Annotated in this window: 13 protein-coding genes and 1 pseudogene; 7 read left to right on the top strand and 7 right to left on the bottom strand. The window is 70.2% G+C overall.

Annotated elements, in window-relative coordinates; genetic code table 11:
- The 3 genes and pseudogenes from H0523_RS26300 to gspG all read right to left on the bottom strand — a co-directional run.
- Nucleotides 1–630 (bottom strand): annotated as a pseudogene (locus H0523_RS26300) (type II secretion system protein GspL); the annotation flags it as partial.
- On the bottom strand, nt 630–1,544 hold the full coding sequence (gspK, locus tag H0523_RS26305) for a type II secretion system minor pseudopilin GspK (protein WP_054435300.1): 915 nt from the start codon (nt 1,542–1,544) through the stop codon (nt 630–632). The pseudogene H0523_RS26300 and the gene gspK, both read right to left, overlap by 1 nt.
- Nucleotides 1,545–1,557: 13 nt before the next feature.
- The gene (gene gspG, locus H0523_RS26310; protein ID WP_054435302.1) at nt 1,558–2,019 is read right to left on the bottom strand and encodes a type II secretion system major pseudopilin GspG; all 462 of its coding nucleotides are present in this window, start codon (nt 2,017–2,019) and stop codon (nt 1,558–1,560) included.
- 371 nt (nt 2,020–2,390) lie between these two features.
- Here gspG and H0523_RS26315 point away from each other — a divergent pair, with 371 nt between their 5' ends.
- Together H0523_RS26315 and H0523_RS26320 are read left to right on the top strand one after the other, a co-directional pair.
- The gene (locus tag H0523_RS26315; protein WP_054435304.1) at nt 2,391–2,861 is read left to right on the top strand and encodes a tripartite tricarboxylate transporter TctB family protein; all 471 of its coding nucleotides are present in this window, start codon (nt 2,391–2,393) and stop codon (nt 2,859–2,861) included.
- Nucleotides 2,862–2,864: 3 nt separating this feature from the next.
- Nucleotides 2,865–4,394, top strand: coding sequence for a tripartite tricarboxylate transporter permease (locus H0523_RS26320; protein ID WP_054435306.1), 1,530 nt, complete (start codon nt 2,865–2,867; stop codon nt 4,392–4,394).
- 89 nt (nt 4,395–4,483) lie between these two features.
- On the opposite strand, the gene H0523_RS26325 is transcribed toward H0523_RS26320, so the two are convergent.
- Complete coding sequence (locus H0523_RS26325; RefSeq protein WP_054435331.1) at nt 4,484–4,816, bottom strand: Rdx family protein; 333 nt, start codon at nt 4,814–4,816, stop codon at nt 4,484–4,486.
- Nucleotides 4,817–4,917: 101 nt separating this feature from the next.
- Here H0523_RS26325 and H0523_RS26330 point away from each other — a divergent pair, with 101 nt between their 5' ends.
- Nucleotides 4,918–6,123, top strand: coding sequence for a multidrug effflux MFS transporter (locus tag H0523_RS26330; RefSeq protein ID WP_054435308.1), 1,206 nt, complete (start codon nt 4,918–4,920; stop codon nt 6,121–6,123).
- A 34-nt stretch (nt 6,124–6,157) separates the two neighbouring features.
- On the opposite strand, the gene H0523_RS26335 is transcribed toward H0523_RS26330, so the two are convergent.
- Nucleotides 6,158–6,631 (bottom strand): DMT family transporter, encoded by a 474-nt coding sequence (locus tag H0523_RS26335; protein WP_054435310.1) that lies wholly within the window; start codon nt 6,629–6,631, stop codon nt 6,158–6,160.
- A gap of 82 nt (nt 6,632–6,713) precedes the next feature.
- Between H0523_RS26335 and H0523_RS26340 the strand changes: the two genes are divergently transcribed.
- Complete coding sequence (locus H0523_RS26340; protein ID WP_231691931.1) at nt 6,714–7,610, top strand: LysR family transcriptional regulator; 897 nt, start codon at nt 6,714–6,716, stop codon at nt 7,608–7,610.
- 19 nt (nt 7,611–7,629) lie between these two features.
- On the opposite strand, the gene H0523_RS26345 is transcribed toward H0523_RS26340, so the two are convergent.
- On the bottom strand, nt 7,630–8,616 hold the full coding sequence (locus H0523_RS26345) for an aldo/keto reductase (RefSeq protein WP_054461233.1): 987 nt from the start codon (nt 8,614–8,616) through the stop codon (nt 7,630–7,632).
- Nucleotides 8,617–8,704: 88 nt separating this feature from the next.
- Here H0523_RS26345 and H0523_RS26350 point away from each other — a divergent pair, with 88 nt between their 5' ends.
- Both H0523_RS26350 and H0523_RS26355 read left to right on the top strand, forming a co-directional pair.
- Nucleotides 8,705–9,628 carry a LysR family transcriptional regulator gene (locus tag H0523_RS26350; protein ID WP_054435316.1) on the top strand — a complete coding sequence of 308 codons (924 nt, stop codon included), beginning with the start codon at nt 8,705–8,707 and terminating at the stop codon, nt 9,626–9,628.
- A gap of 91 nt (nt 9,629–9,719) precedes the next feature.
- On the top strand, nt 9,720–10,514 hold the full coding sequence (locus H0523_RS26355) for an enoyl-CoA hydratase (protein WP_054435317.1): 795 nt from the start codon (nt 9,720–9,722) through the stop codon (nt 10,512–10,514).
- 9 nt (nt 10,515–10,523) lie between these two features.
- Here the strand turns inward: H0523_RS26355 and chrA are convergent, their stop codons facing one another.
- Nucleotides 10,524–11,783 carry a chromate efflux transporter gene (gene chrA / locus H0523_RS26360; RefSeq protein WP_180180198.1) on the bottom strand — a complete coding sequence of 420 codons (1,260 nt, stop codon included), beginning with the start codon at nt 11,781–11,783 and terminating at the stop codon, nt 10,524–10,526.
- Between the two features lie 255 nt (nt 11,784–12,038).
- On the opposite strand from chrA, the gene H0523_RS26365 reads away from it, so the two are divergent.
- Entirely contained in the window at nt 12,039–13,352 is a 1,314-nt protein-coding gene (locus tag H0523_RS26365) for an ATP-binding protein (RefSeq protein WP_054435322.1), read from the top strand.
- The last annotated feature ends 91 nt before the right edge of the window (nt 13,353–13,443 follow it).

A 13,443-nucleotide genomic window follows, 5' to 3' on the forward strand; every position in this document is an offset into this window, starting at 1 on the left:
CTCGCGCCGCCACCCGGCCGGCGCGGCGCCGATCCAGCGGCACGGGCCGGCCGCGCAGGCGGCGGCGTCCGGCCCCAGGACCCGCGTGAGGCCGGCCGTTGCGTCATCCACCTGCGCATCCAGCGCATACAGGCTGCCCAGCCCGCCGGGCTGGCGCGCCACCACATAACCGTCCAGGACGCACAGCGTCCAGCCATCCACCGTCTCGGGCAGCCACAGCGGCGTGGGCGCGAACCCCGCCGGCCGCAGGCCGCAGGCGGCGATCAGCGCCTGCAGGCGGTCGGCGGCCTCGGCGTCGAACCAGGCCACGCCCACGCGGCCATCGGCACCACGCGCGCCGTGGCCGATGCGCAGCGTCTCCGGATCGCCCAACGCCAGCGGTTCGATCGCGCCTTCCACCGCCACCCGCAAGCGCGCGCGGGCCAGCGGCGGCAGCGATACCGCCGTCAGCGTCAGGTCTTCGGGATGCAGGAACGCCGTGGCGCGGGCGCCCGGCCAGCGGCGTCCCAGTTCCGCCAGACCCGCCGGCGGCAGGCGGCGCCAGGCGGTCTTCTCGGCCGCCGCCACGGGCAGCGGCGTGTCGGCGGTCAGGGACCGCTGCGGCGGCAGCAACACGCGGATCGCGGCCATCACGCGCCTTCCCGCGACCAGATGATCTGCGAAACGCCGTCGCCGCCGCGGGTCAGCAACGCCTTCAGGGGCTGGATCATGCCGCCCAGGCGCGCGGCGCCGTCGAGACGGAACCAGCCGCTGGCGACCGCCACGCGCGGCGCCTCGGTCCGCGCCGCGGGCGTGGCGGAGGCGCCGCCGCCGTTGTCCGCGGCGCCCTCGGCCGCGCTCAGACGGTTGGCGAAGTCGCCGTTATTGACGAACCAGAGCCCGCCGTCGCGCTGCGCCACCATGGCCTTGGCCTGGTCCAGCGACATGCCGGGCACGTGCGCGGCGATCACTTCGGCGCTGGCGGTGTTGACGTTGACCAGCGTCACGCGCGGCAGCACCGTCACGTGGCGCCGCAGGCGCGCCAGCACCGCGGCGTCCACCCCCGGCACGCCGGCCAGCTCTTCCAGGCTGCGCGGCAAGGGCGCCAGCCGGCCATGCGGATCGGCGCCCGGCTGCGCCGCCAGGATCCGCTCGGCGATCGCCTGGCCCACTTCCGGCGCGACGCCCACCAGCGCGCACAGGCGCAGCAGCTCGGCCACGCCGTCCTGGTACAGGCGGCCCTCGAACACCAGATTGCGTAGGTTGAACTTGCCCTGCTCGTCCTCCAGCCGGCCGACGAAGGCGGCGTCGCGGCCGGGACGCTGCAGGCGCGTATCGACGATGGGCGCGGCCCAGACGCCGTCGGGGCGCGTGGTGGCCTGCCGCTGGCCGTCCTCGCGCAGCCGCTGGCGCGCCAGGCCCAGCCCGGCCTCCAGCAGGGCCTGGGCCTGGGCGCGGCTCTGGGCGGCCTGCACGGCGCGCAGGAACGTGTCCTGGCGCTGCAGCAGCGAGGCGACGATCATCGTCACCGCGGCCACCACCAGCAATGCGCTGATCACCGCCATGCCGCGCTGCCGTTCACAGCTGCCAGGAACCGATGTCGGCATTGCCGCCATCCCCATCCGGCTTGCCGTCCGCGCCCAGCGAGAACACATCGATCTCGCCGCGCGTGCCCGGATTCAGGTACTGGTATGGATGCCCCCAGGGATCGTTGGGCAGGCGGTCGAGGTAGGCGCGCCAGGCGCTCGAGGCGCCCGACCCCGAGGCCGGCCGTTCCACCAGGGCGCGCAGGCCCTGCTCGGTGCTGGGATAGCTGCCGGTGTCGAGCCGGTACAGCTTGAGCGCCTGCATCAGCGCGCTGATGTCCTGGCGCGCCGCCACGGCGCGGGCCTGGTCGGGCCGGTCCAGCAGCCGCGGCACGATCAGCGCGGCCAGGATGCCCATGATCACGATCACCACCATGATCTCGATCAGCGTAAAGCCACGCTGCCGGCGCCCGCGGGGGTACTGCCTATCCGTCGTTAACCGGCCTGCTTTCATCGCGCTGGGACTCCGAAGGCAATCACACAAGGATCCGAAGACGACGATGCCGGCGGCAGAGCGCCGGCATCGCCTTTCGGGTCCGCACAGTGTGGCCAGCCCAAATGTCACGCATTTGACCCGTTGTGTGGAGCTTTGAAAGCCTCGCGGACCGCGTTTGGACGGCGGCAAAGTTGTTTGCAGTGTTAACAGCCCCTAGGGATTTCCCGTGTTTTTTCCACGCGCCCCGCCTTGCGTGGAATTTTTTTCCATTTCATGAAAGGTATTCGGAAGTTTGAATTCTTAGACTCCCGCTTTCATTGGAATGTCAGCTTTTATTCAGACCGCAGTCAGCCTGAATCAAAGCCACAACAAAGGGAGGAATGAATCCAATGCAATCAACACGCAGCATCATCAAGCGCGAGGCGTGGGCCGCGGGCACGATGATCGTGCTCGGCCTGGGCGCCATCGCGCAGGCATCCACGTACAACATCGGCAGCCTGGCGCGCATGGGCCCGGGCATGTTCCCGGCCATCCTCGGCGTGCTGCTGGTCCTGCTGGGACTGATCATCGCGCGCACGGCCTACTCGCCCGTGATCACCGAAGAGGACGCCGAAGAGATCCCCCCGCCCGAATGGCGCGGCTGGGGCTGCATCATCGGCGGCCTGATGGCCTTCATCCTGCTGGGCAAGTACGGCGGCCTGGTGCCCGCCACCTTCGCGCTGGTCTTCATCTCGGCCATGGGCGACCGCCAGCACACGCCGCGCAGCGCCGCGCTGCTGGCCGTGGGCGTGACGATTCTCGGCGTGGCCGTTTTCTCGTGGGCGCTGCAATTGCAGTTTCCGCTGTTCCGCTGGGGCTGATCGATGGAAATCTTCAATAACCTGATGCATGGGTTCTCGGTCGCCTTCGCGCTCGACAACCTGCTGTGGGCCGTGTTCGGCGTGTTCATGGGCAACCTGATCGGCGTGCTGCCGGGCATGGGCGTGCTGGCCGCCATCTCGATCCTGCTGCCGCTGACCTACACCATGACCCCGACCGCCGCGCTGGTGATGCTGTCCGGCATCTACTACGGCTCGCAATACGGCGGCGGCATCACTTCGATCATGCTGAACCTGCCGGGCACCGCCTCGCACGCGGTGGCCTGCCTGGACGGCAATCCGCTGGCGCGCAACGGCAAGGCCGGCTCGGCGCTGTTCATGTTGATGTTCTCGTCGTTCTGCGGCGCGTCCGTCGGCATCCTGGCGATGATCCTGTTCTCGCCGCTGCTGGTCGACGTGGCCTTCAAGTTCGGCCCGGCCGAGTACTTCTCGATGATGATGCTGGGCCTGCTGGCCGGCGCCACGCTGGCCAAGGGCTCGGCGATCAAGGGCGTGGCGATGGTGGTGGTCGGCCTGTTGCTGGGCGTGATCGGCACCGACGTCAACACCGGCACCATGCGCTTTCACTTCGGCATCCTCGAGCTGAGCGACGGCCTGCAGATCGTGGCGCTGGCGATGGGCCTGTTCGGCGTGGCCGACTTCCTCAAGAACATCAACCAGATCGGCGGCGACACCAAGGTCACCAGCACCAAGGTCAGCATGAAGTCGATGCGTCCCGAAGCCGGCGACATCAAGCAGTCGCGCGGCGCCCTGGTGCGCGGCACCGCCATCGGCGCGGCCTTCGGCATCCTGCCGGGCACCGGCCCGACCATCGCCTCGTTCATCTCGTACGCGGTGGAAAAGAAGGTGGCGCGCGAACCGCGCCGCTTCGGCCGCGGCGCCATCGAGGGCATCGCCGGCCCCGAGGCCGCCACCAGCGCCTCGACCCAGACCAGCTTCATCCCCACCATGAGCCTGGGCATCCCGGGCGACCCGGTGATGGCGCTGATGCTAGGCGCGCTGATCATCCACGGCATCCAGCCCGGTCCGCAGATGATGGTCGAGCACGCCGACATGTTCTGGGGGCTGATCGCCAGCTTCTGGGTCGGCAACGTGCTGCTGTTGCTGCTGAACCTGCCGCTGATCGGCATGTGGGTGCGCCTGTTGACCGTGCCGTTCCGCTACCTGTTCCCGGCGGCGCTGTTCTTCGTCTGCGTCGGCGTCTACAGCACCAACAACAACCTGTTCGACGTGGGCATGGTGACGTTGTTCGGGGCCGCGGGCTACGCCCTGATCCGGTTGCGCTTCGAACCGGCGCCGCTGCTGCTGGGCTTCGTGCTCGGGCCAATGGTGGAAGAGAACTTCCGCCGCGCCCTGCTGCTGTCGCGCGGCGACCTGGCGATCTTCGTCACGCGTCCGATCAGCCTGGGGTTCGTGCTGGCGTGCGTGCTGCTGATCGCGCTGCTGCTGGTCTCGGCCGTGAGGCAGAAACACAAGGCGCAAGCGGCCTTGGAGCAATCCCGCTCGGCCGCCTGACCGGCGCCGACGGAATGACGGACAGCCGCCCTCGGGCGGCTGTTTTTCATGGATCGGCAGACCCGCCGTCGCGGGCGGACAGCGGGCCGCTAGGCCTTGGGCGGCGCGGCCGGCCCCGCGGCATGGCCGTCGATATGGCCCAGCGGCCGGCCCGGATCGAGGCGGTCGCGCACCCGCTGCTTGAGCACCTTGGCCTCCGGAAAGCCGCCGTCGCGCTTGCGGTCCCACACCAGCTCGCCGTCGTAGGTGATCTGGAAGATGCCGCCGGTGCCGGGCTGCAACACCACCTCGCCCAGGTCGGTGGAGAACGTGGACAGCAGCTCCTGCGCCATCCAGCCGGCGCGCAGCAGCCACTGGCACTGCGTGCAATAGAGGATGACGATGCGGGGACGATGGGCGGCGGGCGGGGTGGCGGTCTGCATGGCGCGGATCATTCTACGCCAGCCGGGTGCGCGCGGCGCGCGGCGCCAGTCGTGGATAATGTCAGGTTTTCCCGGGCGCGCGGTGCGCCCTGAGTCCGCCAATGAAGTCTGCATTACCCGCCCGAAGCCAACGCTGGCTGATCGGCCTCCTGATGGGCCTGGTCACGTTGACGCCGATGGGCATCGACATCTATCTGCCCTCCCTGCCCGCCATGGCCGTCGGCTTCGGCCAACCGATCAGCGCGCTGCAGGCCAGCATCACCCTCTTCATCTTCTCGGTCGGCGTCGGCCAGATCCTGATCGGCCCGCTGGCCGACCGCTACGGCCGCCGGCCGGTGGCGCTCGGCGGCGCGCTGGCCTACCTGCTGGGGTCGGCGCTGGGCGCGGCCGCGACCTCGCTGGAACTGTTCTACGCCGCGCGCGTGATCCAGGGCCTGGGCGCCTGCTCGGCCTCGCTGGTGGCGTTCGCGGCGGTGCGCGACCGCTTCAGCCCCGCGGTCGGGGCGCGCGTCTACAGCTATCTGAACGGCGCGCTGTGCACCGTGCCGGCGCTGGCGCCGATGCTGGGCGGCGCGCTGGCGGTGCATGCCGGCTGGCGCAGCACCTTCGTCTTCATGGTGCTGTTCGCGCTGGCGCTGGCGGCGTTGCTGGCGTGGCGTTTCGCCGAAACCCGCGAGGCGGCGCCGGCGCGCGGCGCGCCCCTGTACAGCCTGCGCCGCTACGCGCCGATCGCCGCCAGCGGCCGCTTTCTGTACTTCGCCATCTTCGGCATGGCCGGCATGGCCATGATCCTGGTGTTCGTGTCGGCCGCGCCGGTGGTGCTGGTGCAGCAGCTGGGCTATTCGGAGCTGGGCTTTTCCGCCTGGTTCGGCGGCAATGCCGCCATCAACATCGCGGCCTTCTTCCTGGCGCCGGTGTTCATCGCGCGCTTCGGCCGCTACGCCATGCTGCGGGTCGGCATGACGGCCCTGCTGCTGGCCGCGCTGATGCACCTGGCCGCCTGGCGCTGGGCGCCCGCGGCCGCGTGGATCTTCATGCTGCCGGTGGCGGTGCTCACCGTCGGCTTTTCGCTGGCGCTGGGGTCGGCGCTGAGCCTGGCGCTGGAACCCTTCGCCGACCGCGCCGGCACCGCCGCCGCGGTCTACGGGCTGTTCCAGATGAGCGGCTCGGCCGTCATCGCCACCGCCCTGCTGGACCAGGGCGTGGCGCCGCAGGCCGCCATGGGCCTGATCGGCGTGGTGATCGTGGGGCCGCTGCTGTGCCTGTCGGGCGTCATGGGCCGGCGCGTCGCCGCGTCTTCGCACTGAGCGCCCGCGCCCGGCCCGCGCCGCCCGGCGTGGTTCAGGCCGCCGCGCGCGGCGCGTTCGACAGGTGCATCAACAGCGCGCCGCCGGCGATCAGGGCCGCGCCCGCCAGGCGGCCGGGATTGAGCGCGCTGCCGACGAAGCCCACCAGCGCATAGCGGTCCAGCAGCAATGCCGCCAGCATCTGGCCGGCGATCACCGCCGCCAAAAAGGCGCCCGCGCCCAGCCGCGGCGCCAGCATCAGCGCCGCCGTGATGTAGAACACGCCGGCCAGCCCGCCGGTCCAGCCCCACCACGGCAGCCGGCCGATCTCGGCGAAGCTGGGCGCCGGCACCCGCAGCAACGCCATCACCAGCATGGCCGCGATGGCGCTGATCGCCAGCGAGGCCATGGTGGCCCACAGCGGATGGCCGAGGTGCCGCCCCAGGGCGGCGTTGGCGCCGGCCTGGATCGGCACCAGCGCGCCCGCCAGGATGGCGGCGGGAATGGCGTAGAAGGTCGTGGTATTCAAGGCTTGCTCCGGTTCAAGAGGGATTGGCGTTATTCTCTTATTCGCCAACCATTGAATCCAATTCGATATTTGTCTATTGAATATGCAGCCAGTGAATAACCTAAGGGCCATCGACCTGAATCTGCTGGTGGTGCTGGACGCCTTGCTGCACGAGCGCAACCTGACCCGCGCGGCCGCCCGCCTGCCGATGAGCCAGCCCGCCATGAGCCACGCCCTGGCCCGCCTGCGGACGCTGCTGGGCGACCCGCTGTTCCATCGCACGCGCGGCGGCCTGCGGCCGACGCCGCACGCCCTGGCGCTGGAAACGCCGTTGCGCGACGTGCTGGCGCAGGTGCGGCGCCTGCTGGCGGGCGCGGTGTTCGAGCCCGCGGCCAGCCGGCGCGCCTTCCGCCTGGCGATGTCCGACTATGGCGCGAGCGTGCTGCTGCCGTCGCTGATGCGGCGCCTGCGGCGCGACGCGCCGGGCATTGACCTGGAAATCAGCTATGCCAGCCGCAGCGGCATGATCGCGGGCGTGGCCGACGGCCAGCTCGACCTGGCGCTGGCGGTGTTCGGCGAAACGCCCGCCGAGATCCAGCGCGCGGTGCTGTTCGAGGAAGGCTTTGTCTGCGTCGCCGATGCCGCCGCGGGCCTGCCGTCGACGCTGGAGGATTACCTGGCGCGGCCGCACGTGCTGGCGGCCGCCAGCCAGGACCAGCGCGCGGCGGAAGTGGATGCGGCGCTGGCCCGCATCGGCCAATCGCGCCGCGTGGCGCTGCGGCTGCCGCACTGGACGGCGGCGCCGGCCGTGCTGGCCGGCACCGACCTGGTGCTGACGGTGGCGCGGCGCGCGGTGACGCCGACGCCAGCGGGCCTGGCCGTGGGACCGGCGCCGTTCGCCATCGCCCCGCTGGGGTTCGAAATGATCTGGCACCAGCGCGCCGACGCGGACGCCGGCCTGGGCTGGCTGCGCGCGCTGCTCGGGCAATTGGCGGGCTGAAGCGCGCCGGCGCTGGCGCCTACTCCCGCGCGCGCGGCGCCATGAACTCGGGGCCGACCGGATCGAGGATGTTCTTTTCCAGCAGATCGTCGATGTCGGCCATGTCGGCATCGCTCAGGCGCCAGCCGCAGGCCTCGTCGACGCCGTCCAGCTGCTCCGGGCGACGCGCGCCCCACAACGCGATGGTCGGGCCGCTGTCCAGCACCCAGCGGATCGCCAGGGCCAGCACCGGCTTGTCGTAGCGGATCCGCGCCATGGCCTCCAGTTCCTTGGTGGCGCGCACGTACTGATCGAAACGCGGCCGGCGGAACTTCGGATCCGAGGCGCGCAGGTCGTCGGCGCCAAAGGTGGTGTCCACCGTCATGCGGCCCGACAGCAGGCCGCGGCACAACGCGCCGTAGGCCAGCACGGCCAGCCCATGCTCGCGGGCATACGGCAGCACGTCGCGCTCGATGGCGCGCTCGAACAGGTTGTAGGGCGGCTGCACCGACGCCAGCGGCAGCACCGCGCGGAACGCGTCCATCTGTTCCGGCGAATAATTGCTCACGCCCACGGCCAGGATCTTGCCCTCGCGCTGCAGCGCTTCCAGCGTGCGCGCGGTGTCCTCGATCGGCACCAGCGGATCGGGCCAATGGATCTGGTAGAGGTCGATGCGGTCGGTGCGCAGGCGGCGCAGCGAATCCTCCACCTCGCGCCGCAGCCGCTGCGGGCTGGAATTGCGCCGCACGCCCTCGCCGGCCCATTCCAGGCCGCCCTTGGTGGCGATGACCGCCCGGTCGCGCAGGCCCGCCAGGGCCTGCCCCACCATTTCCTCGGAATGACCGAAGCCATACACCGGCGCGGTGTCGATCAGGTTGATGCCGCGCTCGACCGCGCCGCGCAGCGTGGCGATCGAGGCCGAATCATCGGCGCCGCCCCACATCCAGCCCCCGATCGCCCACGTGCCCAGGCCGATTCTCGACACAGGCGTGGGGATACCTTCAATACGCATGGTCTCGACCAGCATGACTTCTCCTACACAAAAAGTTTGATGAGTGTAGGTCAGGTATTATTGAATTGGATTCAACGATTTATTCATCTTCGCCCCGCTTTTCATGCCGTCCTACAGCCGCCACGACCTGGCCGATCTCAGCGCCTTCGCGGCCATCTGCCGGCGCGGCAGCTTCCGCCTGGCGGCCACCGAACTGGGCGTGTCGACCTCGGCCCTGAGCCACGCGCTGCGCAACCTGGAAGCCCGCCTGGGCGTCAAGCTGCTCAACCGCACCACCCGCTCGGTCGCGCCCACCGAAGCCGGCAGCCGCCTGGCGGCGCAGCTGGACCAGAGCTTCGGCGAGATCGGCGAGGCCCTGTCGGAGTTGGGCCGCTACCGCAGCGGGCCGCTGGGCGGCCTGCGCATTAACGTGCCGCGCGATGCCTCGCGGCTGCTGCTCAGCCCGGTGCTGGCGCGCTACCTCGAAGACTATCCCGGGGTGAAGATCGAGGTCGTGGTCGACAACAACATGGTCGACATCGTCAAGGCCGGCTTCGACGCCGGCATGCGCTTTGGCGACACGGTGCCGCAGGACATGGTCTGCACGCCGCTGACGCCGCCGCTGCGCTGGGTGGTGGTGGGCGCGCCCGCCTACCTCGGCCGCCACGGCACGCCCAGGAAGCCCGAGGACCTGCTGCGCCACGCCTGCATCCGGCTGCGGCTGGGCGACCAGACCATGTACCGCTGGGAGCTCGGACAAGGGCCGCAGGCGCACGCCATCGACGTGCCCGGCGCGTTGATCGTGAACGAAACCGACATGGCGCTGGAAGCCGCGCTGGATGGCATCGGCCTGGCCTATTGCCTGGAGCGCTGCGCCGAGCCGCACCTGCGCGCCGGACGCCTGCGGCGCGTGCTGGACGAGTGGTCGCCGGCGGGCGCGCCACTGGTCATGTACTACCCCAGCCGGCGGCAACTGGCGCCCGCGCTCAGCCGCCTGATCGAGGCGATCCGCGGCGCCAACGGACTGCCCGGCGCCATCGACGCCTAGGGCCTGCCCGCCTCCGGGCGCGCGTCGCGCCGGCCGGCAAGCGGGCGCCGGCCTGCTATCGTGAGGGCTTGCCCCGCCTCCCGGAGACGCCATGCCCGCCGACGCCCTGACCCAGGACCCCTTGCTGTTGCACACGATGCACGATGGCATCGCGACGCTGCGGCTGAACCGGCCCGCGCAATTCAACGCCTTGTCCGAAGGCCTGCTGGATGCGCTGCGCGCGCGCATCGACGCGCTGGCGCGCGAACCCGCGCTGCGCTGCGTGATCCTGGAATCGGCGGGCCGCGCCTTCTGCGCCGGCCACGACCTGCGCGAAATGCGCAGCCAGCCCGCGTTCGATTACTACCTGGCGCTGTTCCGCAAGTGCGGCGGCGTGATGCAGGGCCTGCAGGCGCTGCCGGTGCCGGTCATCGCCAAAGTCCGCGGCGTGGCCACCGCGGCCGGCTGCCAGCTGGTGGCCAGCTGCGACCTGGCCGTGGCCGCGGACAGCGCGCGCTTCGCCGTCTCCGGCATCAATGCCGGCCTGTTCTGCTCGACGCCGGCGGTGGCCCTGAGCCGCAACGTGTCGACCAAGCGCGCCTTCGAAATGCTGGTGACCGCGCGCTTCATCGACGCGGCGCAGGCGTGCGACTGGGGATTGCTGAACGACGTCGCGCCGGAAGCGGAGCTGGATGCGCGGGTCCAGGCGCTGGCCGACGTGATCGCGTCCAAGAGCCCCGCCGCGATCCGCCACGGCAAGCGCATGTTCTACGCGCAGCGCCAGATGGCGCAGGCCGACGCCTACGAATACGCCGCCGAAGTCATGGCGCGCAACATGATGGAAGAAGACGCCGCCGAAGGCATCGATGCCTTCCTGCATAAACGTGCGCCGCGCTGGCGTCCGTGAACGGCCGCGCTACGCCAGCCAGCCCAGCGCCCAGCCGCCCGCGGCGGCGGCCAGCACCACCCACAGCGGCGACCAGCGCGCATACACCAGCAGGCCGAACAGCCCCAGCGCCAGCGCGAAATCCGCCTTGGAGAGGATCGCGCTGGTCCAGACCGGGTCGTACAGCGCCGCCAGCAGGATGCCCACCACCGCGGCGTTGACGCCCGCGACCATGTTGCGCACGCCGGGCCGGCGCCGCAGGCTTTCCAAGAACGGCAGGGCCGCGGCCAGCAGCAGCGCGCCAGGCAGGAAGACCGCCACCAGCATGGCCAGGCCGCCGGCCCAGCCGGGCAACGGACCGGACGCCGCCGCGCCCAGGAAAGCGGCAAACGTGAACAGCGGCCCCGGCAGCGCCTGCGCCACGCCATAGCCCGCCAGGAAATCCGCGTTGGACACCATGCCGCCGCCAACCGCCGCCGTCTCCAGCAACGGCAGCACCACGTGTCCGCCGCCGAACACCAGCGCGCCCGCGCGATAGAACCCGGCCAGCTGCGTCGCCAGCGGCGCGCCCGACAGCGAGGCCCACAGCGGCAACGCCGCCAGCAACAGCGCGAACAGCGCCAGGCACGTATAACCGGCGGCGCGCGATACGCCCTGCGCCCGGTTGGCCAGCAACGGCCTGGGCGGCACCTGCAGCAACGCGGCGCCGGCCACCGCGCCCAGCACGATGGCGCCGATCTGCCCCAGCGTGGTCGGCAGCGCCACCGCGATCAGCGCCGCGACGATGGCCAACCCGGCACGCGGCACGTCCGGACAGAGCGAGCGGCCCATGCCCCACACCGCCTGTGCGATCACCGCCACGGCCGCCACCTTCAGGCCATGCACCAGCGGCAGGCTGGCCAGGCCGCCGAAACGCGCCAGCCCCAGGCCCAGCAGGATCATCGCCAGCGCTGACGGCAGCGTGAACGCGAGCCAGGCCGCCAGCATGCCGGTCCAGCCCGCCCGCTTCAGGCCCAGCGCCATGCCGACCTGGCTGCTGGCGGGGCCCGGCAGGAACTGGCACAACGCCACCAGATCGGAAAACGCATAATCGTCGAGCCAGCGGCGACGGTCGACGAATTCTTCGCGGAAATAGGCCAGGTGCGCCACCGGCCCGCCAAACGCGGTCAGGCCAAGCCGCAGGAACGCGAGGAACACTTCCACACAGGTTCCGCGTCCCGCCGGCTCGGCCTCACTGGCCACCGTTTTACTGGCGACGCGTTCATCGTGGAAAGGGGGCTGCGGCGGCATCGGACGTGGCACTCTGAAACGGTTGGCGCCGGCCGGTCGCGCGGCGCCGTGATTCAAGCTTATAGCCGGGTGGCGTGGCAGTTTCAATCGTTCGCGCGGCGGGGTTCCGCCAGATTACTGCATCAAGCTTCACAATTTCCATACAAAATCCGTTGGATAGCCCGATATACGCTCTGTAGAATACGGCGGCCCACCGCGGTGGCCAGATGCGTCGGGCGGAAAATGTGCGGCGCCCGCGCCCACAGGAATTTCAGAATGCTCAAGTTCACGATCCGTATTTTCGTGGTCGCCGCCATTGCCTATATCGCCGCCTCGCAATTGGTGAACCGCAGCCTGGGCTATCTGCTCGACTCGATCAGCGCCGACCTGTCCTACCAGGCCGTGCGCGGCCAGATGTACGCGCTGCATAAGGAACTCGACCCGATCGAGCCCGAATCGCGCGCCGCCTTCATCCGCGACTCCCTGCGGCCGCACTATGGCCTGGAACTGAAACTGGTGACGCCGGAACGGATCGAGGCCACCGAACAGGAAAAGCAGGACCTGGCCACGCGCGGCTTCATCATGCGCGACGAATACAACACCTACCTCGCCCCCCTGCCCGGCGAACCGCGGCAATGGCTGGAGATGCGCCTGCCCGGCGAACCGACGCTGGAAAAGTGGATCACGTGGGGCGCCTGGCTGGCGCTGAGCATGGTGCTGGCGGCGGTGCTGCTGTTGCTGTGGGCGCTGCCGGTATGGCGCGACCTCGATTCCCTGCGCAACGCCACGCTGCGCATGGGCCAGGGCGACCTGGGCGTGCGCGCGCGGCTGTCGCATTTTTCCGGTATCCGGCACGTCGGCGAAAGCTTCAACCAGATGGCCGAACGCATTTCGGCGCTGGTGGAAAACCAGCGCAGCCTGACCAACGCCGTCTCGCATGAATTGCGCACGCCGCTGGCGCGGCTGTCGTTCGAGGTCGACATGCTGGGCCAGGAGAAATTCCAGGCGCGGCGCGAGCAGATCCTGCACGACATGCGCACCGATATCCACGAGCTCGAAACCATGGTCGACGAACTGCTGGTGTACGCGCGGCTGGAACGCCCCGCCGACGACGTCGTCAAGCAGGAAACCGTGGACGTGCGCGACTGGCTCGGCGAAGCACTGGCGCAGGTGGCGCACCAGGCCGACGCGCGCGGCGTGCATTGCCACGTGCGCGACGGCCTGCCGGCGCACGTGCAGCTGCATCCGCGCTACATGAGCCGGGCCTTGCTCAACCTGGTACAGAACGCCGTGCGCTATGCCAGCGCGCGCATCGAGATCTCGCTGACGAGCTGCCCCGCCGGCGGCTACGAGCTGATCGTCGACGACGATGGCCCCGGCGTCGCGCCCGCTGACCGCGAGCGCATTTTCGAGCCCTTCATCCGGCTCGACGAAAGCCGCGACCGCGGCACCGGCGGCGCCGGCCTGGGCCTGGCCATCGTCAAGCGAGTCGCCGCCAGCCACAAGGGCACCATCGAGGTGCGCGAAAGCCCGCTGGGCGGCGCGCGCTTCATATTGCGGTGGATGTCCACGCCTGTCGCGGCGGACTGATTCGCACGGCGCATGGCGCCATGCCTGGATAGTATTCGTGCCTTTCAGATAATGCCGCACGGCCGTTGCAATGCGCAGGAATTGTTGCATT

Source organism: Achromobacter insuavis, from assembly GCF_902859645.1.
Lineage (GTDB): Bacteria > Pseudomonadota > Gammaproteobacteria > Burkholderiales > Burkholderiaceae_B > Achromobacter > Achromobacter insuavis.

Bases quoted from the DNA above. Each gene is read 5' to 3' on its own strand.
- H0523_RS26325 (WP_054435331.1), bottom strand. From the start codon at position 4,816: ATGCAGACCGCCACCCCGCCCGCCGCCCATCGTCCCCGCATCGTCATC.
- H0523_RS26315 (WP_054435304.1), top strand. From the start codon at position 2,391: ATGCAATCAACACGCAGCATCATCAAGCGCGAGGCGTGGGCCGCGGGC.
- H0523_RS26320 (WP_054435306.1), top strand. From the start codon at position 2,865: ATGGAAATCTTCAATAACCTGATGCATGGGTTCTCGGTCGCCTTCGCG.
- H0523_RS26355 (WP_054435317.1), top strand. From the start codon at position 9,720: ATGCCCGCCGACGCCCTGACCCAGGACCCCTTGCTGTTGCACACGATG.
- H0523_RS26345 (WP_054461233.1), bottom strand. From the start codon at position 8,616: ATGCTGGTCGAGACCATGCGTATTGAAGGTATCCCCACGCCTGTGTCG.
- H0523_RS26330 (WP_054435308.1), top strand. From the start codon at position 4,918: ATGAAGTCTGCATTACCCGCCCGAAGCCAACGCTGGCTGATCGGCCTC.
- H0523_RS26340 (WP_231691931.1), top strand. From the start codon at position 6,714: ATGCAGCCAGTGAATAACCTAAGGGCCATCGACCTGAATCTGCTGGTG.
- H0523_RS26365 (WP_054435322.1), top strand. From the start codon at position 12,039: ATGCTCAAGTTCACGATCCGTATTTTCGTGGTCGCCGCCATTGCCTAT.
- gspG (WP_054435302.1), bottom strand. From the start codon at position 2,019: ATGAAAGCAGGCCGGTTAACGACGGATAGGCAGTACCCCCGCGGGCGC.
- H0523_RS26350 (WP_054435316.1), top strand. From the start codon at position 8,705: ATGCCGTCCTACAGCCGCCACGACCTGGCCGATCTCAGCGCCTTCGCG.
- gspK (WP_054435300.1), bottom strand. From the start codon at position 1,544: ATGGCGGTGATCAGCGCATTGCTGGTGGTGGCCGCGGTGACGATGATC.
- chrA (WP_180180198.1), bottom strand. From the start codon at position 11,783: ATGCCGCCGCAGCCCCCTTTCCACGATGAACGCGTCGCCAGTAAAACG.